Source organism: Streptomyces sp. DSM 42067 (assembly GCF_055792885.1).
In genome coordinates, this window is the sequence record NZ_CM147706.1 from 3,471,535 (window position 1) to 3,497,693 (window position 26,159).

Here is a 26,159-nt window from a genome sequence, read left to right on the forward strand (position 1 = left end):
TGTTTGCCGTCGTATACGCAGGTGATCGATGGGGCTGTGGTGATTGTGTGTGTCTGCGGTAGGCTGCCCGCCACTCCACACCCGAGGGCCGCGCTAGCGGGCACGGTCAACCCGGCCCTGCTCTGTGCGGGATCAGTCGAGTGCCGGCTTGGCGCACATACCGTCCGGTCCGACGCTTCAGCGCCTCACCGAGATCCGGTGAGACGGCCGCCCCTGGATGGTCCCCGCATCCAGGTGTCGGTCATGGGGCGGCGATCACCGAACGTACGAGCCGCCGCGACTGGTCCGGTGCGGCGCCCGTCCTCTGGCGCGGGGGGCTCTGCACGGCCTCGCATCAAAACTCCCCGAACTCCTCGAACACGCACGTTCCGCAGACTGCCTCTCACTTTGTAAGGAACGAACAGCATGCGCGCCCGCACTCCGCTCGCAGCGGCCATAGCCGCGTCGGTTCTCTCCCTCGCTCTCACCGCCTGCGGCCAGGACGGCGACGCATCCAGCAGCGAGGGCGCGACCGTCGGCATAGCGATGCCGACGAAGGTGTCCCAGCGCTGGATAGACGACGGCAACAACATGGTCGACGAGCTCAAGCAGTACGGCTACGAGAGCACGTTGAAGTACGCCGACAACGACCCGAAGACCCAGGTCGCACAGGTGGAGAAGATGATCTCCCAGGGCGTGGACGCACTCGTGATCGCCGCGGTCGACGGGCATTCGCTCACGGACGTCCTGCAGAAGGCCGCCGCCGCCGACATCGCCGTGATCGCCTACGACCGGCTGATCCTGGACAGCCCCGACGTCGACTACTACGCCTCCTTCGACAACGCACAGGTCGGCGAGCTCCAGGCGACGTACATCACCGAACATCTCGGACTGGTCAACGGCACCGCGAAGGGCCCCCTCACCATCGAGCTGTTCGCCGGCTCCCCCGACGACAACAACGCCCGCTTCTTCTGGGACGGCGCGATGGAGGTACTGAAGCCCTACATCGCCGACAAGGAACTCGTTGTGAAGTCGGGCGAGACCGAGTACGAGAAGGCCACCACCCTCCGCTGGGACGGCGCCACCGCGCAGAAACGTATGACCAAGCTGCTCCGCTCGTACACCGACGACCGCGTGGACGCCGTCCTCTCGCCGTACGACGGCATGTCCATCGGCATCATCAACGCGCTGAAGAAGCAGGGTTACGGCACCGCCGCGAAGCCTCTGCCCGTCGTCACGGGTCAGGACGCCGAGACCCCCTCGGTGAAGTCGATCATTGAGGGGGAGCAGTCCCAGACCGTCTACAAGGACACCCGCGACCTCGCCCTGGTCGCGTCGAGCATGCTCAATGCGGTACTCCACCACCGCAAGCCGATGATCAACGACACCACGTCGTACGACAACGGGAAGAAGGTCATCCCGGCGTACCTGATCAAGCCGGTGAGCGTCGACAAGGACAACTACAAGGACGTCCTCATCGATTCGGGCTACATCGACGCGAAGGACCTCAAGTGACCGACGGCATGCTCCCCTCCGGCGGAGCATGCGCCGGGTGCCCGCGGAAGATCCGGCGGGCACCCGTGGCTCGGACGGCTTGACCTCGACTGACCGTGGTTCAGGCGCGTTTGACGAACCGTGGATCAGACGCGCGCGACCGATCGTGAATCAGACGCGCTCGACGGACCCTGGCTCAGGCGCGCTTGACCGAGTCGAGGTGGGCGAACGCGACCACGTTGTCCTCGTAGTCCTGGGCCACCCTGTCGTAGGCGCCGCCGCAGGTGATGAGGCGCAGTTCCGGGGACGAACTGTGGGCGTAGACCCGGTCGTCGGGGAACTCCGCCTTGCTGAAGGTCTCGACGGAGTCGACCTCGAAGTGCGCGACGCTGCCGTCCGCACGCGTGATGTCGATCCTGTTTCCGGGCTGGAGCTCGCTGAGCTCCACGAACACCGCAGGGCCCGTCTTGGTGTCGACGTGGCCCACGACGATCGATGTGCCCCGTTCACCGGGCGACGCACCGTCCTTGAACCAGCCGACGAGATTCTTGTTGTCCACGGGCGGCGCGTTGAGCCGCCCGGAGGCGCCGAGGGACAACGCGGTGAACGGCGCGTCGACGGAGATCGCCGGGATCGAGATCCGCTTGGGCGCCGAGCGGGTCAGTACGGGGCCGGTGGGAGAGGGAGACGGTCTCGGCGTGCTGGACGCGCTGGGCTTGGCGGAGGGAGCCGAGGCGACCACCGATGGCCGGGCCTGCGGCTTGAGATCCGCGGGCGGCTCCAGGGAGTTGTGAATGAGCAGAGCGCCCAGCACCACTGCTGCTACGGGCCACAGCATGGCGCGGACGACGGTACGGGACGCGGGCGCGGTCCGGGGCTTGTCCGGCTCGGGCGACTGCGGGGCGGCCATGGAAGGGTGCCTTTCATGAACGGGCGGCGGTGAGGCGAGAGCGGCGGGGTGATCCGGTCAAAAGCCGCGGCCGCGGCCGCCCTCCGAGGGCGACCGCGACAGCACAGCGACTGGCGAGGGGTACCTGATCAGGCCTACGCAACACCCGAGGCGTTGCGACGCCGCAGGATGTACGTGCCGGCGCCGATGCCGGCGAGCAGCAGCGCGGAACCCGCGGCGATGCTGCTTCCGGACTGTGCGAGACCACCACCACCGGCGTGGACGCCGCCCTTGGGCTTGCCGTAGTGGTCCTTCTTGTCGTAGTCGTGCTCCTTCTTGCCGTAGCTGTCCTTCTTGTCGTAGTCGTCGTCCTTCTTCTTGTCGTAGTAGTCGTCGTCGCCGGCCGGGGTCAGCGACAGCGCACCACCACCGGCGTGGACGCCGCCCTTGGGCTTGTCGTAGTCCTTCTTGTCGTAGTCCTTGTCCTTGCCGTAGTCCTTCTTGTCGTAGTCGTCCTTCTTGTCGTCGTCCTTGCCGTAGTCGTCCTTCTTGTCGTCGTCCTTGTCGTAGTCGTCCTTCTTCTCGTCGTCCTTCTTCTCGTCGTCCTTCTTGTCGTACTCGTCGTCGCCGCCGCGGGTCAGGGCCAGGGCACCACCGCCGGCGTGGACGCCACCCTTGGGCTTGTCGTAGTCCTTCTTGTCGTAGTCCTTCTTGTAGTCGTCTTCCTTCTTGCCGTAGTCGTCCTTCTTGTAGTCGTCGTCCTTCTTGTCGTAGTCGTCCTTCTTGTCGTCGTCCTTGCTGTAGTCGTCCTTCTTGTCGTAGTCGTCCTTCTTCTCGTCGTCCTTCTTGTCGTAGTCGTCGTCACCGGCCCGGGTCAGGGCCAGGGCACCACCACCGGCGTGGACGCCACCCTTGGGCTTGTCGTAGTCCTTCTTGTCGTAGTCCTTCTTGTAGTCGTCTTCCTTCTTGCCGTAGTCGTCCTTCTTGTAGTCGTCGTCCTTCTTGTCGTCCTTGCTGTAGTCGTCCTTCTTGTCGTAGTCGTCCTTCTTGTCGTCGTCCTTCTTGTCGTAGTCGTCGTCGCCGTACGAGGAGGCGGTGTGCGACGTCCAGAGCTCGGCCACGGTGACGGCATTCGCGGCGGGAGCGGCGATCGCGAGGGCCGCGGTGACGGCGGCCGAGGCGAACAGGGTGCGGGTAATTCGCATGGGGAGGAATTCCTTTCGCCACGACTGCGACGGCCGACCCGGCGCCGGCTCTTCGGATCGCAGTAGCGACGTGATCACCCTCAGCGGGATTGCGGCTCCGCACCACCGGAGAACGCCGCATTTGAGCTACTAAGTGGGCCCATCGAGTGGTTGAGGCGGAATTATTACCCGCTTGGCAGCACACAGCGGCCCCTGATGCGTCATCACTATGGGGTAAAGGGTCACGTGCCGCCGTCCGGGCCTGACGGGCGGTCCGCTGTCCCCCGTCCGGTCGAGCGTGCCGGTCTCCCGGCCACTCTGACCCCCTGTCAGCCCTCTCCCGCGCCTCCCCCGGACCGCCTCCCAGGGCCGCCTCGCCCGGCCGGGTTCCGCCGAGCCCTACGGCACGTGCGCCTGAGGCGGTCGCCACTCGAGGAGCAGGATCGTCGCGTCGTCGCGCAGGCGGTTGCTCTGGGCGTCCAGGATCGCGTGGATGAGGTGACGCAGGGTTTCCGGGGCCGGTTCGCCTGCCGCGGTGGCGCGGATGATGGAGTCGGCGAAGCGGTCGAGGCCGAATTCCGCTCCGGCCTGGGTGCGAGCCTCGGTGATGCCGTCGGTGTAGAGCAGGACGCGGTCGCCGGGCTCCAGGTCGATCTCGTACACGTTGCGGGGCGCGTCGAGGAAGGCGGTGGTCAGCCCCATGGGCGGATCGGCCGGGCGTTCCAGGGCTCCGCGCACCAGGCGCTCGTTGCGAATGAGCAGGGGCTGCGGATGCCCGCAGTTGCACCAGCGCAGGGCGCCGCTCATGAGGTCGAGCTGGGTGAGGACGCCCGTGCAGAACTGGTCGGGAAACCACTCGGCGAGTGTCCGGTCGACCGTTTCCACCAGCTCGGGCAGATCGGCACCCGTCCGCCGGCCGTTGCGGCAGGCCGCCAGCGTGACGGCCGTGGTCAGGCCCGACGCCATGTTGTGGCCCATGGCGTCCAGAATCGTGGCGTGCAGCGTCGTCTCGGTGAGCGCGTGGTCGAAGGCGTCCCCGCCGATCTCGTAGGCCGGCTCGAGCACCGCGGTCGAGATGGCGTGGAGGTTGCCTATGGTGCGGGGCGGCATCACGGCCCTCAGCAGCTCGGCCGGCAGCTGCATGGGCTCGGTGCGGGTCCGCTGTACGAAGGTGTCCAGGTACGCCCGCCGGGAGGTGATCATCATCGCGACGAGGGCGGCGAGGGCCCGGCAGTGCCGCAGGCGCTCCGCGTCCAGGGACATGGTCTGCGCCGCGATGACCCCGAGCCGCTCGGCGCCGTCGATCAGCGGCAGCCACACGGTCATCCCACCCGTCGGGGACTCCTCCACGCGCAGCGAGAGTGTGCGGTAGGACCAGCCCCCCAGCGATGCGTCGACGGGAAGCGTCGGCGACACGTCCGTCAGGGATATCAGGTGCCGCTGCTGCACGTCGGCGAGATAGACCACCACCTGGTTCAGGCCTAGGGCCGTGGCGCACCGGGTCACGGCCGTGGACAGGTCCAGGGCCGCGTTCCGGGGATCGGCGAGGAAGTCCTCCAGAAGCCTCTCCCCGGCCTCTTGTGCCGGCACATCGTCTCCCATGTCTTCCACCAGCGGGTATGCCGCACGGACCCTCCGTCGAGGCCCGCGACACCAGCAGTCTCACACCGGGGCCGTACTTCCGCTCGGTGACCGGGCGAGGCCCGGCGGAGGGCCCGGCGGGGCCTGGCGGAGGGCCCGGCGGGGCCCGGCAGGGGCGCGGCGGGGACCGGCGGGACCTTGATGCGGGGGCTGAGCCGACCCGTCCTTCGGCTCGTCCGTCAGCTGTCGAAATCGACGGTCAGCGTCTCGGAGACCGGGAAGGACTGGCAGGTCAGGACGTACCCGGCGTCGACCTCGCCGGGTTCGAGGGCGAAGTTGCGGCGCATGTCGGCCTTGCCGTCGGTCACCAGGGCGCGGCAGGTGCCGCAGACCCCGCCCTTGCAGGCGAAAGGCAGGTCGGGGCGGGTGCGCTGCGCGCCCTCCAGGATGGTCTGCTCCCGGGAGAGCGCGGTCGTGGTGGAGCGCCCGTCGAGGGTGACGGTCACCTGGCTGACGGGCCCCTCGAGCGCCGCGTCCTCGTGGCGCACCGGCTGCACGGGCTCGTCGTCGGCGTAGAACAGCTCCTGATGGACGCGGTCATCGGGGACTCCAAGACCGGCGAGGACCCGCTGGGCGTCCTTGACCATGCCGTGCGGGCCGCACAGCCACCAGTGGTCGGTGCCGTCGATGTCGACGAGGGCGTCGACAAGCGTGGCGAGACGGTCGGCGTCGAGGCGTCCGGAAAGGACGTCCGCCTCGCGGGGCTCGCGGGACAGCACGTGGGCGAGCTGGAACCGGGCCGGATACAGGTCCTTCAGGTCGGCGAGCTCGTCGGCGAACATCACGGTGTCGGTGCGCCGGTTTCCGTAGAAGAGCGTGACCTGCGAAGTGTCGTCGGCGGCGAGGACCGACTCGGCGATGGAGAGCATGGGGGTGATGCCGGATCCGGCCGCGATCAGGACGTGGTGGCCCGACCGGGTCAGGTCGGGGGTGAAGGCGCCGGTCGGTCCCATCACCTCGACCGTGTCGCCGGGCCGTACGCCGGTCACGAGCCAGGACGAGAACAGCCCGCCCGGAACGACCCGTACGCCGATGCGGGGCGACGATCCGGCCGGTGAGCAGATCGAGTACGAGCGGCGCTCGTCCCGGCCGTCGACCTCCCGCCGCAGCGTCAGGGCCTGCCCGGGAGCGAAGGCGAACTCCTCGGCGAGATCCGCGGGAATGTCGAAACCGACGGCGGCTGCGTCCTCGCACAGCGGCTGAACGGCGGCGACCCGCAGGCGGTGGAAGGCCGGGCGGCGACGGGAACGCGCGGGCGACGCCTGCGGGGCGGCCGGGGCCGGGGGCGGCGTCGGGGCCGACGCCTCGGCCGACGACGGTGCCCGGGTCGGGGCCGCCACATCGTCCGTCAGATCTCCTTGACGCACGTCCATCAGATCTCCTTGACGTACTCGAACGGCTCCAGGCAGGAGCGGCAGCGCCACAGGGCCTTGCAGGAGGTGGCGGCGAAACGGGAGGTCTCCTCGGTGTCCACCGAGCCGCAACGCGGGCACGCGACCGAGCGGCGGATGGCCGACAGTTCGAGCGGCACGGGGCCGGTGGTGCGGCGGGGCGCGGCGTCGGGGGGCGCGATCCCGTGTTCGGCGAGCTTGCGGCGGCCCGCGGGGGTGATCCAGTCGCTGGTCCACGGAGGGTCGAGGACGGTACGGATCTCGACCCGGTCGAATCCTGCATCCCGCAGCCGCGCGGCCACGTCGGCGCGCATCTCGGCCATCGCCGGGCAGCCGGAGTAGGTGGGCGTGAGGCCGGCGACCACGGTGCCGTCGGCGATGATCTCCACGCCGCGCAGTACGCCCAGGTCGGCGAGGGTGAGCATGGGCAGCTCGGGATCGGGCACCTGCTCGGCGATGCGCCGGGCCCGCCGCGCGTCGGCCGATGCGAGCGCGGTCACCGTGTCGCCTCCGGTGGTCACCATGTCGCCTCCGGGTGGGCGCGGGCCACGCTCTGGAGCTCGGCCAGCAGCGGGGCAAGGTGTTCGGTGTGGTCGCCGTCGCGGCCGGCGCCGGGCAGGGGGTATCCCCTGCTCGAGGAGCTTGGGGAGGGCTTCCACGCGGGCATGGGCAGTCCGGCCGCCTCGGTGACCTGGCGCAGGACCGCGACGACCTCGTCCCGCACGTCGTACGCCGTGAACAACTCACCGATGTAAGGGCCGACCTGCTCCAGGGCCGTACGCATCCGCCGGTGCGACTCCTCGGTGCCGTCGCCCAGGCGCACCGCCCACTCGGCCGCGTACTGCCGGTGGTACGCCAGTTCCTTGACGCCCTTGGCCGCGATCGCCGCAAGTACGGGGTCGGGCGAGGCCGTGAGCTGCTCGAAGAGCGCGAGCCGCCAGCTGGAGAGCACCAGCAGCCGGGTGATGGAGAACGCGAAGTCGCCGCCCGGGAGTTCGGCGAGGCGGACGTTGCGGAAGTCGCCGGGATCGCGGAAGTAGGCGTACGCGTCTTCTCCCCGCCCGGTGCCGTCGACCTGCCCGCAGCGCCCGTACAGCAGGCGGGCCTGGCCGAGCAGGTCGAGCCCGATGTTGGCCAGCGCCACCTCCTCCTCCAGCTCCGGGGCGCGGGTGCACCACTCGGCCAGCCGCTGCGCGCTGACCAGTGCGTCGTCGCCCAGGGCCAGGCAGCACGCGGCCAGCTCACCGGCGTCGAGCCCTTCGGGCACGGCGCTGTCCACGCCGTGCAGCGGGTCCTCGAAACCGGTGCCGTACGCCCAGCGGGCGTCGTCCTCGTGTCCCTCGGCGAGGGTCATGTAGACGTGATCGTCACTCATGCCCTGCTCCTCAGATGTGCGGGACGTCGTCGGGGATGTCGTAGAAGGTCGGGTGGCGGTAGACCTTGTCGGCGCTCGGCGCGAAAAACGGGTCCTTCTCGTCGCGTGTGGACGCGGCGATGTGGTCCGAGCGCACCACCCAGATCGAGACGCCCTCGTTGCGCCGCGTGTACAGGTCGCGGGCGTGGGTGAGGGCCATCCGGTCGTCGGCGGCGTGCAGCGAGCCGACGTGCACATGGTTCAGGCCCCGCTTGCCCCGTACGAACACCTCGTAGAGGGGCCACTCGTCCTTGACGCCTTCGGTGCTGCTCATGCCGCCGCCCCTTCCCTCGCTCGCCTGCTCTGCTTGGCCGCGTACGCGCTCGCCGCCTCCCGCACCCAGGCGCCCTCCTCGTGGGCGGACCTGCGCCGCTCCATCCGCTGGGCGTTACAGGGCCCGTCGCCCTTGATCACCCGTTGCAGCTCCGACCAGTCCGGCGTGCCGAAGTCGTGGTGGCCGCGCTCGGCGTTCCACCGCAGCTCGGGATCGGGCAGCGTCACGCCGAGCTTCTCGGCCTGCGGGACGGTCATGTCGACGAAGCGCTGGCGCAGCTCGTCGTTGCTGTGCCGCTTGATCTTCCAGGCCATGGACTGCGCCGAGTTCGGCGAGGCGTCGTCGGGCGGGCCGAACATCATCAGCGACGGCCACCACCAGCGGTCCACCGCGTCCTGGACCATCTCCCGCTGGGCGTCGGTGCCGCGCATCATCGTCATCAGCAGCTCGTAACCCTGCCGCTGATGAAACGACTCTTCCTTGCAGATCCGCACCATCGCGCGCGCGTACGGCCCGTACGAACTCCTGCACAGCGGCACCTGGTTGCAGATCGCCGCGCCGTCCACGAACCAGCCGATCACGCCGACGTCGGCGAAGCTCAGCGTCGGGTAGTTGAAGATCGAGGAGTACTTCTGCCGGCCCTCGATCAGCCGCTGCGTGAGGTCCGCGCGGTCGGCGCCCAGCGTCTCCGCCGCCGAGTACAGGTACAGGCCGTGCCCGGCCTCGTCCTGGACCTTCGCGAACAGGATCGCCTTACGGCGCAGCGACGGCGCCCTGGTGATCCACTCGCCCTCGGGCTGCATACCGATGATCTCCGAGTGGGCATGCTGCGCGATCTGCCGGATCAGCGTCTTGCGGTAGCCGTCGGGCATCCAGTCCCGCGGCTCGATCCGCTGATCCCTCGCGATCGTCGCGTCGAAGTGCTGGTCGAGGTCCTGCTCATCGTGCCCGTCCAGGCGCGGGTCGGTGGAGCCCGCGGCGGACGAGGCGGAGTCTGTCGTGGTCATCGACACCCGCTTCCCCAACCGACCGTTCGTTCGGTCCATGTGACCAGTGTGCCGAGTTTTCTCTCGCCAGACAAGCCCGGACGGACATCCCGCCGCTCCACCGGCCCCCGCGCGGACACACGGGCGCGCGAGACCGTCCTGCGCACCAGGTGTTCGCCCTCTCCTCGTGGGCTCATACGGAGGACGGTGGCGGTTGCGTCCTGCGCGGGCCGCGACGACTGGAGCCAGGGCAGCGCTACCGGCTCACGGTGAGCGACCGACAGCCGTGCGGCAAGGACCCCGACCGCCACCACAGCGACCTCCGCCACGCTACCCGCTGACCTCACGTCAGGTTTCACGCAAGCTCCGCAACTCCCCCATGCACTCCCCCAACACCCAGACCTCCGTGCGCGTTTGATGCTGACTTGTGCATGCCATGAACACCTTGGGTGCCCATCGGGTGTCTCGGCGCGCTCTGTACTGCGCCGTCGCAACCGACCCCACATGAAGCCCAACCCCCACATGAGCGCGACCCGGTCAACGAAAGGTCTGGTGCCCTATGAGAGCAACCACCCGCCGGCTCGGAGCCCTTCTGCCCGCAGCCGTGCTGCTCGCAGCCGGATTGCAGTTCACCGCCTCTCCCGCCCACAGCGCGCCGCTGGCCGACCTGCGTCTCGCTCCCGAGGCGACGGCCGTTCCCGACAGCTGGATCGTCGTCCTCAAGGACGGCTCCACCACGAAGGCGGCGACGCCCACCACGGCCAGGAGCCTCGCCACGAAGTACGACGGCGCCCTTGACCGCGTCTACAGCAGCGCCCTCAAGGGATTCTCCGCCGAGCTGACGAAGAGCGAGGCGGCCGAACTCGCGCGGGACCCCAAGGTCGCGTACGTCCAGCAGAACCAGGTCCTGCGCATCAACGACACCCAGTCCGACGCGACGTGGGGCATCGACCGCATCGACCAGCGGGATCTTCCGCTGAGCAAGACCTACACGTACAACACGACCGCGTCGAACGTCACCGCGTACATCATCGACACCGGGATCCGCACCTCGCACAGCGAGTTCGGCGGTCGTGCGAGCGTCGGCACCGACACGGTGGGCGGCGGCCAGAACGGGCAGGACTGCAACGGGCACGGCACGCATGTCGCGGGCACGGTGGGCGGCAAGACGTACGGCGTGGCGAAGGGCGTGAAGCTGGTCGCGGTGCGGGTGCTCGACTGCAACGGCTCCGGGACCACCGCCGGCGTCGTGGCCGGTATCGACTGGGTCACCGCGAACGCCGTGAAGCCGGCCGTGGCGAACATGAGCCTCGGCGGCGGCGCGGACACCACCCTCGACAACGCCGTGAAGAGGTCCATAGCCTCCGGCGTCAGCTACTCGATAGCGGCGGGCAACGGCAACATCCTCGGCTGGCCGCAGAACGCCTGCAACTACTCCCCGGCCCGCGTCCCGGAGGCCATCACCGTCGGCGCCACCGACTCCGCCGACAGGCGGGCGTCGTTCTCGAACTACGGCACCTGCCTCGACCTGTTCGCCCCTGGCGTCAGCGTCACGTCGGCGTGGGACGACAGCGACACGGCCACCAACACCATCAGCGGTACGTCCATGGCCACACCGCACACCGCGGGTGTCGCGGCCCTCTATCTGGCCACCCACCCGACCGCGACCCCGGCGCAGGTACGGGACGCGCTGGTGAACGGCGCGACCAGCGGCAAGGTGACGGATCCGCGCACCGGCTCGCCCAACAGGCTGCTCTACTCGCTGTTCTAGACCGCTCTGAACCAAGCCAGGCGTGACACCGGCCGGGACTCCGAGGAGTCCCGGCCGATGTGCGTTCCATCAGGCCCGTCACGCCCGCAGCCGGTCGGCCTGCCGTACCGCGTCCGCGAGCTCGCGTACCGTCTCGTCCCGCGTTGTGTACGCCAACTCCTCGGCCTGGTCGGCCAGTTCGGTCATTGACGGTGCGCCCGGCAGCGGGGCCCAACGACCCGTGCCCGCCGGGGTGCGCAGGGCGTCAGCGAAGTACGCCGCAACCGCCGCGACCCGCAGACCGCTGCCCGCCTGCCACAGAGGCCCGTCGAGCGCGCCGGACTCGATCTGGCCCGACGCCTCGTGCGGGGCACGGCTGCCCGGGTCGAGCCAGCGCACGCTCGCCGTCGCGACGTGCCCGGAGGCGCCCGGCCTGGTGCGCACCGCGTACAACGCGGTCACCGTGTGCCCGGGGCCGACCTCGCCGCCGTCCACGCGGTCGTTGCGGAAGTCCTCGTCGGCTACCTGCCGGTTGTCGTAGCCGATGAGGCGGAACTGCTCGACGGTCTCCGGGTCGAAGGCGACCTGTGCCTTGGCGTCGCGGGCGCGCAGTTCGATGTTGGCGGGGAGCTGCTCGCAGAACACGGTGCGGGCGTCCTCGACGTTGGACACATACGTGGTGTGGCCGTCGCCCTTGTCGGCGAGGCGCTCCATCAGGGCATCGCCGTACTGACTGCCCACGCCCACCCCGAAGAGTGTGAGGCCGTGCTCGCGCCGGGCGTCGGCGATGCGCTCCAGGATCGCGTCGGCGCTCGTCTCGCCCGTGTTGGCGAGGGCGTCGGAGAGCAGGACGACCCGGTTGGTGGCGCCGTCGCGCAGGCCTTCGACGGCGGTGTCGTAGCCGGTGCGGATGCCTGCCTCCACGTTGGTGGAGTCGGTGGGCTCCAGGCGGTCGATCACGGAGTGGATGCGTTCGCGGTGGCCGCCCAGGCGGGTCATCGGCAGCACCGTCTCGGCCTCGTCGCTGAAGGTGACCAGTGCGACCGAATCGTCGTCGCGCAGCTGGTCGGTCATGATGCCGAGCGACTCCCGCACGAGGTCCAGCCGGCCCGGTTCGGCCATGGAGCCGGAGATGTCGATGACGAAGGTGAGTGCGGCGGGCGGGCGTTCGGCGCCGGCCGCGGAGCCCCGGGTGGCGAGGCCCACGCGGACGAGCGACCAGCCCTCGCTGTCCGTGCGGGCACCGTCGACGGTCACGGTGAAGCCGTCGCCCTCGGGCTGCGGATAGTCCTGGCGGAAGCTGTTGACGAACTCCTCGGGCCGCACCGTCGCCGGGTCCGGCAGCCGCCCCTCGGCGAGAGTGCGGCGCGCGAAGCCGTACGAGGCGGTGTCCACGTCGAGCGCGAACGTGGAGAGATAGTCGGGCGGCGGTGTCGGCGTGAACTCCCGTTCCTCGCCGTCCCGCTGTTCACCCTGGGCGCCCTCGCCGGTGGCCTGGGATTGCGCCGGGGCGGGTGCGGGCGGCGGACCGTCGCCCCACGCCTTGCCGCCGCTGCGGTCCGACGCGCCGGAGCTGTCCGCCGCGCCGCAGCCGGTGAGCAGCATCCCGCCCGCCAGGATCACGGCGACGACCGCACCGCGAAGTCGGGCGCCACGATGCGGCGTCCACACCCTGTGTGCACCGCCCGGCCACCTCGTCCCTCTGCTGCGGAGTACCCGGCCCGTCTGCACCGTCCGGCCTTTCCGCCTCCCCGCCCGGCCTGTCTGCCCCGCCTGGCGTGTCCGGGCGTGCTCTCCCTCGTGCTCCATCCCTGCCCCCTCGGCCCGTCAGCTCGTCTGCGCGCTCTTTCGTTCGACTTACGGTGGAGCGCTTGTGACTGTGACGGCCGAGAGGGCCCGAAGGAGCTGTCGAGGCCATTGCGGGTGGATCTCAATGCGGCTACGGCGGGCGGCGGTTGAGACCGGTAGGTGATCCTCCGGAGACCTAGGACACCACGTCCTTCCGGCGAAAACCGCGGAAGGCCAGCGCGAACAGCACCAGTGCGTACGTTATGGAGACGGACGCGCCCTGGATCATGCCGCCCCACTCGGGCTCCGGCTGGATCGCGTCCGCCCAGGCGAACTGCCAGTGCGCGGGCAGGAAGTCGCGCCAGTCGCCCAAGGCGGTCACCGCGTCCAGCACATTGCCGACGATCGTCAGTCCGACCGCGCCGCCGACCGCACCGAGCGGCGCATCGGTCTTCGTCGACAGCCAGAACGCGAGACCTGCGGTGACGAGTTGCGACACGAAGATGAACGCGATGACGATCACCAGCCGCTGAGCTGCGGTGCCCGCGTCGAGCGCCCCGCCCGTGGGGATCTGCAGCGGGCCCCATCCGTACGCGACGCTGCCGACCGCCAGTGCAACCAGTGGCAGCAGCACCATCGCGGCCAGGCTGAGGCCGAGCGCGACGACGAGCTTCGACCACAGCAGCCGGGCCCGCGGCACGGGCGACGCCAGCAGATAGCGCAGCGACGACCAGCTCGCCTCGGAGGCGACCGTGTCACCGCAGAACAGCGCCACCGGCACCACCAGCAGGAAGCCCGCCGAGACGAACAGGCTGGTCGCGGCGAAGTTCGCCGCGGACGCCGTGGCCGTGTCCATCAGCGTCACCCGGTCGTCGGGACCGTCCGGCTCACCGCCGATCGCGAAGGCCACGACCAGCACGAACGGCAGTGCGGCCAGCACCGCGCCCATCACCAGCGTGCGCCGCCGCTTCAGCTGGCGGACCAGCTCGACGCGCAGCGGCAGCGTCCGTCCCGCGCGGTACCCGTGCGCCACCTCGGTGCGTTCGGCGAGCGTGGTCATGGGGTGCCTCCGATCAGGGTGAGGAACGCGTCTTCCAGCCGGCGGTGCGGCCCGACCGACTCGACCGGCACCTCAAGGCGGAGGAGTTCGGCGAGCAGCTGCGGTGTCCTCGCGCCGTCCAGCCGGACGAGGAGTCCGCCCTCGGCAGGCACCGCCGAGCCCACTCCCGGCAGCGCGGCGATCTTCTCCACGAGCGGATCGTCGAGCGGCCGGGCCGTGCCGATGAGCAGCGTGTCCCCGGAGCCGACGATCTCGTCGACCCGTCCCGCCTGCACGAGCTTGCCGCGGTCCATGACCACGAGATGCGTGCAGGTCTGCTCGACCTCCGCGAGGAGGTGGCTCGAGACGATGACGGTGCGGCCGGCGGCCGCGTACCGGATCATCACCTCGCGCATCTCGCGGATCTGTGGCGGGTCCAGGCCGTTCGTCGGTTCGTCGAGGATCAGAAGGTCCGGCAGGCCGAGCATGGCCTGGGCGATGGCGAGGCGCTGGCGCATGCCCTGCGAGTACGTGCGGACGGCGCGCTGCAGGGCGTCGCCGAGTCCGGCGATCTCCAGCGCCTCGTCCAGGTGGGCGTCCTCGGCGGGCCGGCCGGTGGCCTGCCAGTACAGCTCCAGGTTCTCGCGGCCGGAGAGGTGGGGCAGGAAGCCCGCGCCCTCGACGAAGGCGCCGACCCGGGACAGCACCGGCGCGCCCGGGCGGATCGCGTGGCCGAAGACCCGGATCTCGCCGCCGTCGGGCCGGATCAGGCCCATGAGCATGCGCAGGGTGGTCGTCTTGCCCGCGCCGTTGGGTCCGAGCAGGCCGAGGACCTGGCCCTTCTCGACGCGGAAGGAGAGGTCCCGCACCGCGTACCGGTCGGCCGACTTCGCGTACCGCTTGCTCAGATCGGTGATCTGGAGCGGCACGTCGGCAAGCTCCGGGTCCGGGGGCGGGGTCGCCGTGCGACGCCGGCCGGTGAGCACCAGCGCGAGCGCGGCGACGGCTCCGGCGAGGGGCAGCCACCACACCCAGGCGGGCAGTGCCGCGGCGGCGGTCGTCACTCCGGGCGCGGTCGGTACGTGCAGGTCGCTCTTGAGGGACGCCGTGTACGTGGCGGGCTGGACCGGCGAGGCGTAGGCGAGGTCGGTCGAGGAGAGGACGAGACGCAGCCGGTGGCCCTTCTGCACCTCGTGATCGACGGCGGGCAGGGTCAGCGTGACGTCCTTGCCACCCTTCGCGCCGGAACCCTCGACGCGCACGGGCGCGACCAGCTGGGAGGGCAGCACCTGCTGTCTGCCGTCCGGCCCCACGTCGTACACCTTGGCGAAGAGCACGGCGTCGTCGCTGGTGGAAGCGATGTGCACCGTGGCCGTCGGAGCGCCGGTGATGCGCAGATCGCTGCGCAGCGGCGCCGAGTCGAACCGCGCGAACTGGCCGGAGAAGTCGAGGGAGACGCCGACGCCGAGGGACGACAGGGACAGGCCTCCGGCGGCGCCGCCGAGACCGGGCAGTGAGGAGACGGCGGGCGGCCCGGCGCCCGCGGGGTTGTCGAAAGTCTGCTCGCGGCCGGTGAGCGGCACGCTGTGCAGCCCGCTCTCGAGGCCCGGATACCGGTCGCCGCTCGCGCCGCGCAGCTGGGCCTCGCCGTCGGTGGAGTCGACGCCTCCGGTACGGGTGATGCGAAACGCCGGCCCGGTGTCGGCGTTCTTGTCGTCCTTCAGATAGCGGTCGAACCAGGCGTCCACGCGCGCGTACACCCGGTCCACTTCCATGTCGCCGCCGTCGTGCCCGCCCGCGATCCAGTCGACGTCGACCGGCGCGTGGTTGGCGCGGACGGCCTTGGCGATCGCGTCGGCGTGGCCGAGCGGGAAGAGGGAGTCGGTCTGGCCCTGCATGATGAGCGTGGGCACCTTGATGCGGTCGCCGACGGCCGACGGGCTGCGCTCCTCCAGCAGCTGCCGCGCCTCGGCATCCGGCGTGCCGGACTCCGCGACACGCTCGTACATCTCGCAGAGCTGTTTCTCGAACTGTTCGCAGCCGCCGCCCGAGTTGACGAACATCCCGGCCCACAGCTTCTTGAACACGCCGTCCGGGAACAGCGCGTCCGCCAGGTTCCAGTAGGTGATCTGCGGGGCGATCGCGTCGACCCGCTGGTCGTACCCGGCGGCCAGCAGCGACACCGCACCGCCGTACGAGGCCCCCGCAATGCCCACGCGCGGGTCGCCTTCCTTGTCGCGCGCGACCTCGGGCCGCTTCGCCAGCCAGTCGATCAGCCGGGAGACGTCGGCGACCTCGCCCTTCGGGTCGTTCAGCCCGATCTTCCCGGTGGATCTGCCGAAGCCGCGGGCGGACCACGTCAGGACCGCGTACCCGTCGCGCGCCAGATCCTCGGCCTGCGTCCGCACGTCCTCCTTGCTGCCGCCGAAGCCGTGTGCGAGCAGCACCGCGGGGCGCCCGCCCTCGATGGCGCCGCTGTCCTCGGACGTCGCCGTGAAGAAGGATGTGTCGATCTTCGCGCCGTCGGTGTCGAGCGTCCGGTCCTCGCGGTGCACGGCCGGGGCGTCGTCCGAGGCGACGGCCGTCCACGTCCCGGCACCGGCGAGCACCACGACAGCGGCCGCGGCGGCCAGCCACCGTCGCGGCCCGCGCATTTCGGGCAGTCGGAGATCCATGTCGTCAACGGTAAGGGCAGGCACCGACATCCACGGCAGCCACCGGTCTGAACCCCCGTACCTCCTTGAGGAGTACGGCTCTCCGCCCGCATACCGCAGGCGCGGTACGAAGATGTGCGGGCGTCCGGAATACGGACGCCCGCACAGGGCCTACGACGGTCGGTCAGTGATTGCGGGGGAACCCGAGGTCCACGCCCGCCGGGGCCTCCGACGGGTCCGGCCAGCGGGTGGTCACGACCTTGCCACGGGTGTAGAAGTGCGTGCCGTCGTTGCCGTAGATGTGGTGGTCGCCGAAGAGCGAGTCCTTCCAGCCGCCGAAGGAGTGGTAGCCGACGGGCACCGGGATCGGCACGTTCACGCCGACCATGCCCGCCTCGATCTCCATCTGGAAGCGGCGGGCGGCGCCGCCGTCCCGGGTGAAGATCGCGGTGCCGTTACCGAACGGCGAGGCGTTGATGAGGGCCACGCCCTCTTCGTACGTGTCGACGCGCAGCACACACAGGACCGGGCCGAAGATCTCGTCCTTGTAGGCGTCGGCGTCCGTGGGCACCTTGTCGAGCAGGGACAGGCCGATCCAGTGGCCGTCCTCGAAGCCGGGCACGGTGTAGCCGGTGCCGTCGAGCACCACCTCGGCGCCCTGGTCGGCGGCGCCCTTCACGTACGAGGCGACCTTGTCGCGGTGCGCGGCCGTGATGAGCGGGCCCATCTCGGACTCGGGGTCGTCGCCGGGGCCGATCTTGATCTTCTCTGCCCGCTCCTTGATCTTCGCGACGAGCTCGTCACCGGTCGCACCGACCGCGACGACGGCCGAGATGGCCATGCAGCGCTCGCCCGCGGAGCCGTACGCGGCCGAGACCGCGGCGTCCGCGGCGGCGTCAAGATCAGCGTCGGGCAGCACCAGCATGTGGTTCTTGGCGCCGCCCAGTGCCTGGACGCGCTTGCCGTTCGCCGAGGCCGTGGTGTGGATGTACCGGGCGATCGGCGTCGACCCGACGAACGACACGGCCGCGACATCCGGGTGTTCGAGCAGCCGGTCCACGGCCACCTTGTCGCCGTGCACGACGTTGAACACGCCGTCCGGCAGGCCTGCCTCCGCGAGCAGCTCGGCGACCTTCATGGACGCCGACGGGTCCTTCTCGCTCGGCTTCAGCACGAACGTGTTGCCGCACGCGATGGCCATCGGGAACATCCACATCGGCACCATGGCCGGGAAGTTGAACGGCGTGATGCCGGCGACGACGCCCAGCGGCTGGCGGATCGAGGCGACGTCGACCCGGTTGGACACCTGGGTGGACAGCTCGCCCTTGAGCTGCGTGGTGATGCCGCAGGCCAGGTCGACGATCTCCAGGCCGCGGGCCACCTCACCCAGCGCGTCCGAGTGGACCTTGCCGTGCTCGGCGGTGATCAGTTCGGCGATCGCGTCCCGGTTGGCGTCCAGCAGCGCGCGGAACCTGAAAAGGATCGCGGTGCGCTGCGCGAGCGACGACGTCCCCCAGGTCGCGTACGCCGCCTTGGCAGCGGCGACCGCGGCGTCCACCTCGTCGACGGTGGCAAAGGCCACCTGTGTGGTGACGGCGCCGGTGGCGGGGTCGGTGACCGGGCCGTACGTACCCGACGTACCCTCGACGGTCTTCCCACCGATCCAGTGGTTGACGGTCTTCGTCATGACAAGATCCCTACCTTCGCAGACGGCGGCGTCGGGCCCGGACGTCCCGGTCGTACACCTCGTGGGCTTCCATGGCCGACGAGCGGGTCCCGGCCTCGGCCATGGCCACATCCCACCACGCCCCGGCGGGGAGCGCGCCGGACACTGTGTCTGCCATTTCGGGGTCGGCGTAGACACATGTGGCGCCCGGCGCCCGACACATGCGGCAGCTCCGAGCTGAACCTCCGGCGCGGGGGCGTGGCGGGCGGGGAGTCGGCGCTCGCACTTCGCTCCTGCCAGGGCGAAGTGGCCTCCCGCGCCGGAGGCGATCGGTGCAGGGCTTCGAGCGGTACGTGACGGCGAGGTCGTCGGCCTCGCTTGAACACGTTTGCCCGGCCCAGCAGTAAAAGGGGGCTCCGGTCGAGTCTCGAAGTCTGGGTTTAGTCGCATACCAGCACCCTGTCAATGGATTGTCCTGACATCCTGACCGTCTTGACACCTTTCTTTCACGGCCGGAAAGCTGACCGCCATGACGACGGTGAGGGGGCCGGCAGCGGCACCAGGGCCGGTCCACCGTGCCGCCAGCACCTGGGAAGCCGCATGGGCGCTGCCCCACCCCCGGCTACGGCCGGGGGTGATCAGTTATCACGGCTTCCGGTACGACCTGGACCGTCCACGGCGCCGGCTGGAGACACCGATCGGCGCGGTCACACTGATGCTCGGCTTCGAGCAACCGGTACGGATCTCCAGTGCGGGGCGTCCCGCCGTCTCCCTCGTCTCGGTGTACTCGGGGCTGGGCACCACGCCCGCCGTCGGCGAGCACGAGGGGCGGCTGTCCGGTGTCTCGGTGCTGCTCACCCCCTGGGCCGCGTTCTCGCTCTTCGGCATCGCACAGCACGAACTGTCCAATCGGTACGTCGATCCGGACGACCTCGGCAGACCGCCAGGGCTCGTCGGCTGGGGCAGCATCGCCGAACTCGTCGCCGCACTCGCCGGGCTGAGCACCTGGAGCGCCCGGTTCGCCCTGCTGGACGATGTCCTGGCCCGCTGCGCGGATGCCGGAACCCCTTGCTCGCCCCGGATCGTCGGCGCCTGGAACGAGCTCGTCCGCACCGGGGGCGCCATCCCCGTCAGCCGCCTCGCCCACGAAGTCGGCTGGAGCGTACGCCAGTTGGAGAACCGCTTCCGGGAGCAGATCGGCCTCGGACCGAAGGCGGCCGCCCGGGTGCTGCGGCTGCAGCGCGCACGGCGGCTGCTCGTGGCCGGTCGCAGCCAGGCCGAGACGGCGGCGGCCTGCGGGTTCTACGACCAGGCGCATCTGAGCGGTGAGTTCAGGGCGATGACCGGCTGCACACCCGCCGAGTTCACCGCGGCCCGCAGCCGACGGACGGACCAGCGGTCGGGTCCGCCCGCCACGGACCGGCTCACCGGTGAGGCCACGAGCCTGGTGCTGCCACCAGGGCGAAGTGCGCCTTTTTCCAAGACCGATAGGCAACACTGACGGCACGCTGGGGCCTTGCAACCCTCTGACCGGGGGGAACCAGAGGGTAGCGGGGAGCGGTGGACCGGAACCGGCGCAGCGGGGCCGGTCCACTACGCTTGCGCGTCCGGGTCGCCGAGGGCCCGGTGGCCCCGTCATCAGGCGACTGCCGAGTACCCATGCACAGGGAGTTGCGGCTCACACCGCTGCGCCCTCACGTCTCGCGCCTCAGTCCGCATGCGTCACGCGGGTTACGAATACCTCTCTTCTGTCACACATGTCCCGCGTTCGCAGGGCCTGTGTCACATGCGATCCACAGCTGTTCTCCTGTGGCCACTCGCTGTCGTTCACCACGCACAGGCTGAGTGATCGCCAGCGTCGCGTCCAGCTCCCCCGACGGCCGGCCGGGCTGCTGCTGCGACGCTCGCAGGGAGGTGCCACTGATGACCGACCGAAGACTCTGGTCGTACAAGGAGATCGCCGCGCACATCAAGGTGCAGCCGGACACCGTCCGGTCCTACCGCAAGCACGGGCTGCTGCCACCGCCCGACCATGTCGAGAGCGGCAAGCCGTTCTGGTACGCGGACACCGTGCGCGCCTGGGTGGCCGCCCGGCCCGGCAACCGCAACCGCAGAACCGATTGACCTGACGTGCCCCGCGTCCCGTACCCCGCCTCTCGTACCACCGTCGTCCCGTCGGGCAGGCTCGGCCTCACCGCTGCGGTTCCACGACCGTGACCCCCGCTCCCAGCGCGGTACCCATCGCGGCCAGGGCCGACGGGGCCGCGGACAGCGGGATCGTGGAGGTGACCAGGAGGTCCGGGCGGACCGCGCCCGCGCGCACAAGCTCCAGCATGGGGGCATACGCGTGGGCGGGCATGCCGTGACTGCCGAGGAGTTCCAGCTCCAGGGCGATGACGCGGGACATCGGCACGACCGGGTCGCCCGCAGCGGAGGGGAGCAGGCCGACCTGGATGTGCCGCCCTCGGCGCCGCAGACTTCCCACGGAGGCGGCGCAGGTGGCGGGCGACCCGAGAGCGTCCAGTGACACATGGGCGCCACCGCCGGTCAGCTCGCGGACCGCCTCGGCGACGTCACCGGCGGCCGAGGCGTCGACGCATTCCGCGGCTCCGAACTTCCGCGCGAGTGCGAGGGCCTGGGGCGAGATATCGACGGCCACGACACGTGCACCGGAGGCTGCCGCGATCATCACGGCCGACAGGCCGACACCGCCGCAGCCATGCACGGCGACCCACTGGCCCGGTGCCACCCTGCCCTGGGCCACGACGGCGCGGAACGCGGTCGCGAACCGGCAGCCCAGCCCGGCCGCCGTCACGAACGACATCTCCTCCGGCACCGCCACCAGATTGACGTCGGCATGCTCCAGCGCGACGTACTGCGCGAAGGAGCCCCAGTGTGTGAATCCCGGCTGGGTCTGCCGCTCACACACCTGCTGGTCGCCCTCCGCGCATGCGGCGCAGCTGCCGCAGGCGCAGACGAACGGCACGGTGACCCGGTCGCCGGGCCGCCACCGGGCCACCCGGTCGCCCACCGCCTCGACGACGCCGGCGAGTTCGTGGCCGGGCACATGGGGCAGCGTGATGTCCGGGTCGTGCCCCATCCAGCCGTGCCAGTCACTGCGGCACAGCCCGGTGGCCTCGACCCGGACGACCACCCCGTGGGGCGCGGGCACGGGATCCGCCACGTCCCGCACCTCGGCCGGTTCCCCGTACCGCTCGAACACCACTGCCCGCATCGTCCCGCCAGCCTTCCGTCCGGTCCGGCGCGCGACCGCGCCACCCTGCCGTGTTGCGCGGTCACACTCACCGCCCGCACGCTAGCGCCGAGCACCGGCCCCGTCCCGCCAGGGGGTGCTCCGGACCTGGGTGCTCCCGCTCGGACGGCGCCGCTTCGCGTCGCCCGACCCGGCAGCTCGTCAGAACGCGCTGTGAACCGGCCGGTAACCGCGGGTAAGGTCACATCAGGTCTTCACAGAGCCCCTCCAACATCCTTACGCTTGGGCCTGGATTGCCGTACCGGCGCTCTTGCGCGGCTAGAGGACATATGCAAGTAGAGACGCAGGTCACAGTAATTCGAACGTAACCATCGAAGGGGCTCGCGAGTCTAAGAAGGCGATGCCAGGAACGTCTTGGGGGGCGTTTCTGAACATCGGGGGGACGTCTTGGGGGACGTCCCTGGATGGAGGTACCCCATGGCGCCGAAGCCATGGGGAGCGTTGGCCGGGACACGTGCACCGGGGAGCTTTGAGCGGCCCTCCCGTGCGTACGCGTCCCGGCGGACCGCAACAGGTATCGACCGGTTTCCTGACACCTGACAGAGCCGGCGACACCTGACGCAGCTGGCGCTGCCCCGCAGACGCCCGGCCGGATCCCGTGGGGGGAATCCGCACCGGGACATAGGAAAGCGCCCCGTCTGCCGGCCCGTGGGGGGACTGGTAGCGGGGCGCTTTCCGCCTGAGTGTCAGGCTTTCCGCATACGGTGCGGGGAGCGGTCAGCGCTCCTCGACCGGGACGAAGTCGCGCAGGACCTCGCCCGTGTAGATCTGGCGCGGGCGGCCGATGCGGGAACCGGGCTCCTTGATCATCTCGTGCCACTGGGCGATCCAGCCGGGGAGACGGCCGAGCGCGAAGAGCACGGTGAACATCTCCGTCGGGAAGCCCATGGCCCGGTAGATCAGACCGGTGTAGAAGTCCACGTTCGGGTAGAGGCTGCGCGAGACGAAGTAGTCGTCGGAGAGCGCGTGCTCCTCCAGCTTGAGCGCGATGTCGAGGAGCTCGTCGGACTTGCCGAGAGCCGACAGGACGTCGTGCGCGGCAGCCTTGATGATCTTCGCGCGCGGGTCGAAGTTCTTGTAGACCCGGTGGCCGAAGCCCATCAGGCGAACGCCGTCCTCCTTGTTCTTCACCTTGCGGATGAAGGAGTCGACGTCGCCGCCGGAGGCCTGGATGCCCTCGAGCATCTCCAGCACCGACTGGTTGGCGCCACCGTGCAGCGGGCCCCACAGGGCGGAGATGCCGGCGGAGATCGAGGCGAACATGTTCGCCTGCGAGGAGCCGACCAGACGCACCGTGGAGGTCGAACAGTTCTGCTCGTGGTCCGCGTGCAGGATCAGCAGCTTGTCGAGCGCGGAGACGACGACCGGGTCGAGGTCGTATTCCTGGGCCGGGACCGAGAAGGTCATGCGCAGGAAGTTCTCGACGTAGCCGAGGTCGTTGCGCGGGTAGACGAAGGGGTGGCCGATCGACTTCTTGTACGCGTACGCCGCGATCGTCGGAAGCTTGGCGAGCAGCCGGATCGTGGAGAGGTAGCGCTGCTTCTCGTCGAACGGGTTGTGGCTGTCCTGGTAGAACGTCGACAGCGCGCTGACCACGGAGGACAGCATGGCCATCGGGTGGGCGTCGCGCGGGAAGCCGCGGTAGAAGTTCTTGACGTCCTCGTGCAGCAGGGTGTGCTGCGTGATCTCGTTCCTGAAGGTGGCCAGCTCGTCGACGTTCGGGAGCTCGCCGTTGATCAGCAGATACGCCACCTCAAGGAAGGTGGAGCGCTCGGCCAGCTGCTCGATCGGGTAGCCGCGGTAGCGGAGGATGCCCTGCTCGCCGTCGAGATAGGTGATCGCGGATTTATAGGCAGCGGTGTTCCCGTAACCGCTGTCCAGGGTCACCAGACCGGTCTGTGCGCGGAGCTTCCCGATGTCGAAGCCCTTGTCGCCAACGGTGCTGTCGATCACCGGGTAGGTGTACTCGCCGTCGCCGTACCGCAGTACTACAGAGTTGTCGCTCACGTCTTCCCTCACCGACGTAGTGCCTCATCTTCGAGGTGCCCTGACTGTCTCTACCTTCCCCCATTTGGCTCAGGAGAGTGCACTCGGGGTCGACCGTTAGGCCCGTCAGCGGCACTGAGTGCCGCCAACCTGCTCATCCTGCCCCCTTCGCCCCGCTTCTGGAAGCCTTGTGTGACCTTTGCGACTCGTTTGATCGATCAAAATTCTGGATGTCTGTCGGATCACCGCCATGGGCCGGTCGGTACGGGTGCTTTTAGGCGGAGAGTGCCAGCAGAAACGTATCGCCTTGTATCGCTTGCGCGACTGAACACCCACGTGCCGAGAGTCACCCGCCCGAGAGGCGGAAATCCAGAGCAGTGCAGCGCCTCCCGGCCGACACCGTGCGCACCGCCTGGCCGAGCGCCCTGCGTGAACCGACCAGCACCACCAGCTTCTTGGCGCGGGTCACCGCTGTGTAGAGCAGATTCCGCTGCAGCATCATCCATGCGCCCGTGGTGACCGGAACCACCACCGCCGGATACTCGCTGCCCTGGGAGCGGTGGATCGTCACCGCGTAGGCATGCGCCAGCTCGTCGAGCTCGTCGAACTCGTACGGAACCTCCTCGTCCTCGTCCGTCAGCACCGTCAGGCGCTGGTCGTCCAGGCTGAGCGAGGTGACCACGCCGACCGTGCCGTTGAAGACGCCGTTGCGCCCCTTCTCATAATTGTTGCGAATCTGGGTCACCTTGTCGCCGACGCGGAAGACCCGGCCGCCGAAGCGCTTCTCGGGCAGGTCGGGGCGGGCCGGGGTGATCGCCTGCTGCAGCAGGCCGTTGAGATTGCCGGCTCCCGCCGGGCCGCGGTGCATCGGGGCCAGGACCTGCACGTCCCGGCGTGGGTCCAGGCCGAAGGTGGCGGGGATGCGCCGGGCCGCCACGTCCACCGTGAGGCGACCCGCCGCCTCGGTGTCCTCCTCCACGAAGAGGAAGAAGTCCTTCAGGCCCTGCGTGACGGGCGGTATGCCGGAGTTGATGCGGTGGGCGTTGGTGACGACGCCGGACTGCTGGGCCTGCCGGAAGATGCGGGTGAGGCGGACGGCCGGGACGGGGCTGCCCTCGCTGAGCAGATCGCGCAGCACCTCGCCGGCGCCGACGCTCGGCAGCTGGTCGACATCGCCGACGAAGAGCAGATGGGCGCCCGGCGGCACGGCCTTGACCAGCTTGTTGGCGAGCAGCAGATCGAGCATGGACGCCTCGTCGACCACGACGAGGTCCGCGTCCAGGGGGCGGTCCCGGTCGTACGCCGCGTCGCCGCCGGGCTTGAGTTCGAGGAGCCGGTGCACCGTGGACGCCTCGGCGCCGGTGAGCTCGGCGAGGCGCTTGGCGGCCCGGCCCGTCGGGGCGGCGAGCACGACCTTGGCGCGCTTGGCTCGGGCCAGCTCGACGATCGAGCGGACCGTGAAGGACTTGCCGCAGCCCGGGCCGCCGGTGAGGACGGCGACCTTGCTGGTCAGGGCGAGCCGCACCGCGGCCTCCTGCTCGGGGGCGAGCTCCGCGCCCGTACGGTCCGCGAGCCAGGACAGGGCCTTGTCCCAGGCCACGTCCTGGAAGGCGGGCAGCCGGTCTTCCCCGGTATTCAGCAGGCGCCTGAGCTGGGCGGCGAGGGAGACCTCCGCGCGGTGGAAGGGGACGAGATAGACGGCCGTGACCGTCTCGCCGCCTCCGTCCGGTGCCGGGATCTGCTCCCGTACGACGCCCTCCTCGTCGGCCGCGAGCTCGGCGAGGCAGTCGATGACCAGGCCCGTGTCCACCTGGAGCAGCTTCACCGCGTCCGCGATGAGCTGCTCCTCGGGCAGATAGCAGTGGCCCTGGTCCGCGGACTGCGACAGCGCGTACTGCAGGCCCGCCTTGACGCGCTCCGGGCTGTCGTGCGGAATGCCGACGGACTGGGCGATCCTGTCCGCCGTCAGGAAGCCGATGCCCCAGACGTCGGCGGCCAGCCGGTACGGCTCGTTCTTGACGACCGAGATCGACGCGTCCCCGTACTTCTTGTAGATCCGGACCGCGATGGACGTCGACACCTCGACGGTCTGGAGGAAGAGCATGACCTCCTTGATCGCCTTCTGCTCCTCCCAGGCGTCGGCGATCTTCTTCGTCCGCTTGGGGCCGAGGCCCGGCACCTCGATCAGGCGCTTCGGCTCCTCCTCGATGATCTTCAGTGTGTCCAGCCCGAAGTGCTGCGTGATCCGGTCGGCGAAGACCGGGCCGATGCCCTTGACCAGCCCGGACCCCAGATAGCGGCGGATGCCCTGGACGGTCGCGGGCAGCACCGTCGTGTAGTTCTCCACGGTGAACTGGCGTCCGTACTGCGGGTGGGAGCCCCAGCGGCCCTCCATGCGCAACGACTCCCCCACCTGCGCGCCCAGCAGCGAGCCGACGACCGTGAGCAGGTCGCCGCCGCCGCGGCCGGTGTCGACCCTCGCCACCGTGTAGCCGTTCTCCTCGTTGGCGTACGTGATCCGCTCGAGGACCCCCTCGAGCACCGCCATGCGCGGCCCGCTCTCCGCGTCGCCGCCTGCCCCTCGACTCGCCATGATCCGACGGTATCGCCGGGGAGTGACAACGGGGCCGCTCGGCTGAGTCGCCGCTGTAGAGCTGTCGACTCAGCGGCGTCAACGGCCGGGCCCACCTCACTCCCGCAGGGTGAATCCGATCAACTCAACTGAAAAGAGGATGAGTTGTGCGGTTGGC

20 protein-coding genes are annotated in these 26,159 nt (G+C 69.9%); 4 read left to right on the plus strand and 16 right to left on the minus strand.

All coding sequences use genetic code 11. The annotated features are described in order from the left end of the window. Positions 1–405 precede the first annotated feature (405 nt). Positions 406–1,494, plus strand: a complete 1,089-nt coding sequence (gene chvE / locus ACSMXV_RS16070; protein ID WP_473178281.1) for a multiple monosaccharide ABC transporter substrate-binding protein — start codon at positions 406–408, stop codon at positions 1,492–1,494. Between the two features lie 175 nt (positions 1,495–1,669). Here the strand turns inward: chvE and ACSMXV_RS16075 are convergent, their stop codons facing one another. The 8 genes from ACSMXV_RS16075 to paaA form a co-directional block, all read right to left on the minus strand. Then, a complete protein-coding gene (locus tag ACSMXV_RS16075) occupies positions 1,670–2,383 on the minus strand; it encodes a class F sortase (RefSeq protein ID WP_473178282.1) in 714 nt (237 codons plus the stop codon). A gap of 134 nt (positions 2,384–2,517) precedes the next feature. After that, complete coding sequence (locus ACSMXV_RS16080; RefSeq protein WP_473178283.1) at positions 2,518–3,567, minus strand: hypothetical protein; 1,050 nt, start codon at positions 3,565–3,567, stop codon at positions 2,518–2,520. 378 nt (positions 3,568–3,945) lie between these two features. Continuing rightward, a complete protein-coding gene (locus tag ACSMXV_RS16085) occupies positions 3,946–5,148 on the minus strand; it encodes a PP2C family protein-serine/threonine phosphatase (RefSeq protein WP_473178284.1) in 1,203 nt (400 codons plus the stop codon). A gap of 218 nt (positions 5,149–5,366) precedes the next feature. Continuing rightward, positions 5,367–6,560, minus strand: coding sequence for a 1,2-phenylacetyl-CoA epoxidase subunit PaaE (gene paaE, locus ACSMXV_RS16090; protein ID WP_473178285.1), 1,194 nt, complete (start codon positions 6,558–6,560; stop codon positions 5,367–5,369). Next, complete coding sequence (gene paaD / locus ACSMXV_RS16095) at positions 6,560–7,102, minus strand: 1,2-phenylacetyl-CoA epoxidase subunit PaaD (protein WP_473178286.1); 543 nt, start codon at positions 7,100–7,102, stop codon at positions 6,560–6,562. Before paaD ends, paaE begins: the two co-directional genes overlap by 1 nt. Further along, positions 7,096–7,953: a 1,2-phenylacetyl-CoA epoxidase subunit PaaC gene (paaC, locus tag ACSMXV_RS16100; RefSeq protein ID WP_473178287.1), complete on the minus strand. Its 858-nt coding sequence runs from the start codon at positions 7,951–7,953 to the stop codon at positions 7,096–7,098. Before paaC ends, paaD begins: the two co-directional genes overlap by 7 nt. A 10-nt stretch (positions 7,954–7,963) precedes the next feature. Continuing rightward, positions 7,964–8,266: a 1,2-phenylacetyl-CoA epoxidase subunit PaaB gene (gene paaB, locus ACSMXV_RS16105; protein WP_181661293.1), complete on the minus strand. Its 303-nt coding sequence runs from the start codon at positions 8,264–8,266 to the stop codon at positions 7,964–7,966. Continuing rightward, the gene (paaA, locus tag ACSMXV_RS16110) at positions 8,263–9,273 is read right to left on the minus strand and encodes a 1,2-phenylacetyl-CoA epoxidase subunit PaaA (protein WP_473178288.1); all 1,011 of its coding nucleotides are present in this window, start codon (positions 9,271–9,273) and stop codon (positions 8,263–8,265) included. The genes paaB and paaA overlap by 4 nt, the downstream gene beginning before the upstream one ends. A gap of 538 nt (positions 9,274–9,811) precedes the next feature. On the opposite strand from paaA, the gene ACSMXV_RS16115 reads away from it, so the two are divergent. Further along, positions 9,812–11,023 (plus strand): S8 family peptidase, encoded by a 1,212-nt coding sequence (locus ACSMXV_RS16115; RefSeq protein ID WP_473178289.1) that lies wholly within the window; start codon positions 9,812–9,814, stop codon positions 11,021–11,023. Between the two features lie 78 nt (positions 11,024–11,101). On the opposite strand, the gene ACSMXV_RS16120 is transcribed toward ACSMXV_RS16115, so the two are convergent. From ACSMXV_RS16120 to ACSMXV_RS16140, 5 genes are all read right to left on the minus strand, one after another. After that, the gene (locus tag ACSMXV_RS16120; RefSeq protein WP_473178964.1) at positions 11,102–12,607 is read right to left on the minus strand and encodes a vWA domain-containing protein; all 1,506 of its coding nucleotides are present in this window, start codon (positions 12,605–12,607) and stop codon (positions 11,102–11,104) included. A 379-nt stretch (positions 12,608–12,986) separates the two neighbouring features. Beyond that, positions 12,987–13,850 carry an ABC transporter permease gene (locus ACSMXV_RS16125; protein WP_473178290.1) on the minus strand — a complete coding sequence of 288 codons (864 nt, stop codon included), beginning with the start codon at positions 13,848–13,850 and terminating at the stop codon, positions 12,987–12,989. Next, positions 13,847–16,504 (minus strand): alpha/beta fold hydrolase, encoded by a 2,658-nt coding sequence (locus tag ACSMXV_RS16130; protein ID WP_473178291.1) that lies wholly within the window; start codon positions 16,502–16,504, stop codon positions 13,847–13,849. Before ACSMXV_RS16130 ends, ACSMXV_RS16125 begins: the two co-directional genes overlap by 4 nt. Before the next feature lie 163 nt (positions 16,505–16,667). Further along, a complete protein-coding gene (mmsA, locus tag ACSMXV_RS16135) occupies positions 16,668–18,170 on the minus strand; it encodes a CoA-acylating methylmalonate-semialdehyde dehydrogenase (RefSeq protein WP_473178292.1) in 1,503 nt (500 codons plus the stop codon). A 10-nt stretch (positions 18,171–18,180) separates the two neighbouring features. Continuing rightward, positions 18,181–18,327: a hypothetical protein gene (locus tag ACSMXV_RS16140; RefSeq protein ID WP_473178293.1), complete on the minus strand. Its 147-nt coding sequence runs from the start codon at positions 18,325–18,327 to the stop codon at positions 18,181–18,183. A 351-nt stretch (positions 18,328–18,678) separates the two neighbouring features. Between ACSMXV_RS16140 and ACSMXV_RS16145 the strand changes: the two genes are divergently transcribed. Beyond that, entirely contained in the window at positions 18,679–19,650 is a 972-nt protein-coding gene (locus tag ACSMXV_RS16145; protein ID WP_473178294.1) for a helix-turn-helix domain-containing protein, read from the plus strand. 422 nt (positions 19,651–20,072) lie between these two features. Continuing rightward, the gene (locus ACSMXV_RS16150; protein ID WP_473178295.1) at positions 20,073–20,273 is read left to right on the plus strand and encodes a helix-turn-helix transcriptional regulator; all 201 of its coding nucleotides are present in this window, start codon (positions 20,073–20,075) and stop codon (positions 20,271–20,273) included. A gap of 67 nt (positions 20,274–20,340) precedes the next feature. Here the strand turns inward: ACSMXV_RS16150 and ACSMXV_RS16155 are convergent, their stop codons facing one another. The 3 genes from ACSMXV_RS16155 to recD2 all read right to left on the minus strand — a co-directional run bounded on the left by ACSMXV_RS16155 (position 20,341) and on the right by recD2 (position 26,002). After that, positions 20,341–21,384: a zinc-dependent alcohol dehydrogenase family protein gene (locus ACSMXV_RS16155; RefSeq protein WP_473178296.1), complete on the minus strand. Its 1,044-nt coding sequence runs from the start codon at positions 21,382–21,384 to the stop codon at positions 20,341–20,343. Positions 21,385–22,140: 756 nt separating this feature from the next. Continuing rightward, the gene (locus ACSMXV_RS16160) at positions 22,141–23,430 is read right to left on the minus strand and encodes a citrate synthase (RefSeq protein WP_473178297.1); all 1,290 of its coding nucleotides are present in this window, start codon (positions 23,428–23,430) and stop codon (positions 22,141–22,143) included. A gap of 325 nt (positions 23,431–23,755) precedes the next feature. Continuing rightward, on the minus strand, positions 23,756–26,002 hold the full coding sequence (gene recD2 / locus ACSMXV_RS16165; protein WP_473178298.1) for an SF1B family DNA helicase RecD2: 2,247 nt from the start codon (positions 26,000–26,002) through the stop codon (positions 23,756–23,758). Positions 26,003–26,159 lie beyond the last annotated feature (157 nt).

Excerpts from the sequence above, each read along its gene's own strand:
- chvE (WP_473178281.1), top strand. The coding sequence starts at position 406 with ATGCGCGCCCGCACTCCGCTCGCAGCGGCCATAGCCGCGTCGGTTCTC.
- ACSMXV_RS16075 (WP_473178282.1), bottom strand. The coding sequence starts at position 2,383 with ATGGCCGCCCCGCAGTCGCCCGAGCCGGACAAGCCCCGGACCGCGCCC.
- ACSMXV_RS16080 (WP_473178283.1), bottom strand. The coding sequence starts at position 3,567 with ATGCGAATTACCCGCACCCTGTTCGCCTCGGCCGCCGTCACCGCGGCC.
- ACSMXV_RS16085 (WP_473178284.1), bottom strand. The coding sequence starts at position 5,148 with ATGGGAGACGATGTGCCGGCACAAGAGGCCGGGGAGAGGCTTCTGGAG.
- paaE (WP_473178285.1), bottom strand. The coding sequence starts at position 6,560 with ATGGACGTGCGTCAAGGAGATCTGACGGACGATGTGGCGGCCCCGACC.
- paaD (WP_473178286.1), bottom strand. The coding sequence starts at position 7,102 with ATGGTGACCACCGGAGGCGACACGGTGACCGCGCTCGCATCGGCCGAC.
- paaC (WP_473178287.1), bottom strand. The coding sequence starts at position 7,953 with ATGAGTGACGATCACGTCTACATGACCCTCGCCGAGGGACACGAGGAC.
- paaB (WP_181661293.1), bottom strand. The coding sequence starts at position 8,266 with ATGAGCAGCACCGAAGGCGTCAAGGACGAGTGGCCCCTCTACGAGGTG.
- paaA (WP_473178288.1), bottom strand. The coding sequence starts at position 9,273 with ATGACCACGACAGACTCCGCCTCGTCCGCCGCGGGCTCCACCGACCCG.
- ACSMXV_RS16115 (WP_473178289.1), top strand. The coding sequence starts at position 9,812 with ATGAGAGCAACCACCCGCCGGCTCGGAGCCCTTCTGCCCGCAGCCGTG.
- ACSMXV_RS16120 (WP_473178964.1), bottom strand. The coding sequence starts at position 12,607 with ATGCTGCTCACCGGCTGCGGCGCGGCGGACAGCTCCGGCGCGTCGGAC.
- ACSMXV_RS16125 (WP_473178290.1), bottom strand. The coding sequence starts at position 13,850 with ATGACCACGCTCGCCGAACGCACCGAGGTGGCGCACGGGTACCGCGCG.
- ACSMXV_RS16130 (WP_473178291.1), bottom strand. The coding sequence starts at position 16,504 with ATGGATCTCCGACTGCCCGAAATGCGCGGGCCGCGACGGTGGCTGGCC.
- mmsA (WP_473178292.1), bottom strand. The coding sequence starts at position 18,170 with ATGACGAAGACCGTCAACCACTGGATCGGTGGGAAGACCGTCGAGGGT.
- ACSMXV_RS16140 (WP_473178293.1), bottom strand. The coding sequence starts at position 18,327 with ATGGCAGACACAGTGTCCGGCGCGCTCCCCGCCGGGGCGTGGTGGGAT.
- ACSMXV_RS16145 (WP_473178294.1), top strand. The coding sequence starts at position 18,679 with ATGACGACGGTGAGGGGGCCGGCAGCGGCACCAGGGCCGGTCCACCGT.
- ACSMXV_RS16150 (WP_473178295.1), top strand. The coding sequence starts at position 20,073 with ATGACCGACCGAAGACTCTGGTCGTACAAGGAGATCGCCGCGCACATC.
- ACSMXV_RS16155 (WP_473178296.1), bottom strand. The coding sequence starts at position 21,384 with ATGCGGGCAGTGGTGTTCGAGCGGTACGGGGAACCGGCCGAGGTGCGG.
- recD2 (WP_473178298.1), bottom strand. The coding sequence starts at position 26,002 with ATGGCGAGTCGAGGGGCAGGCGGCGACGCGGAGAGCGGGCCGCGCATG.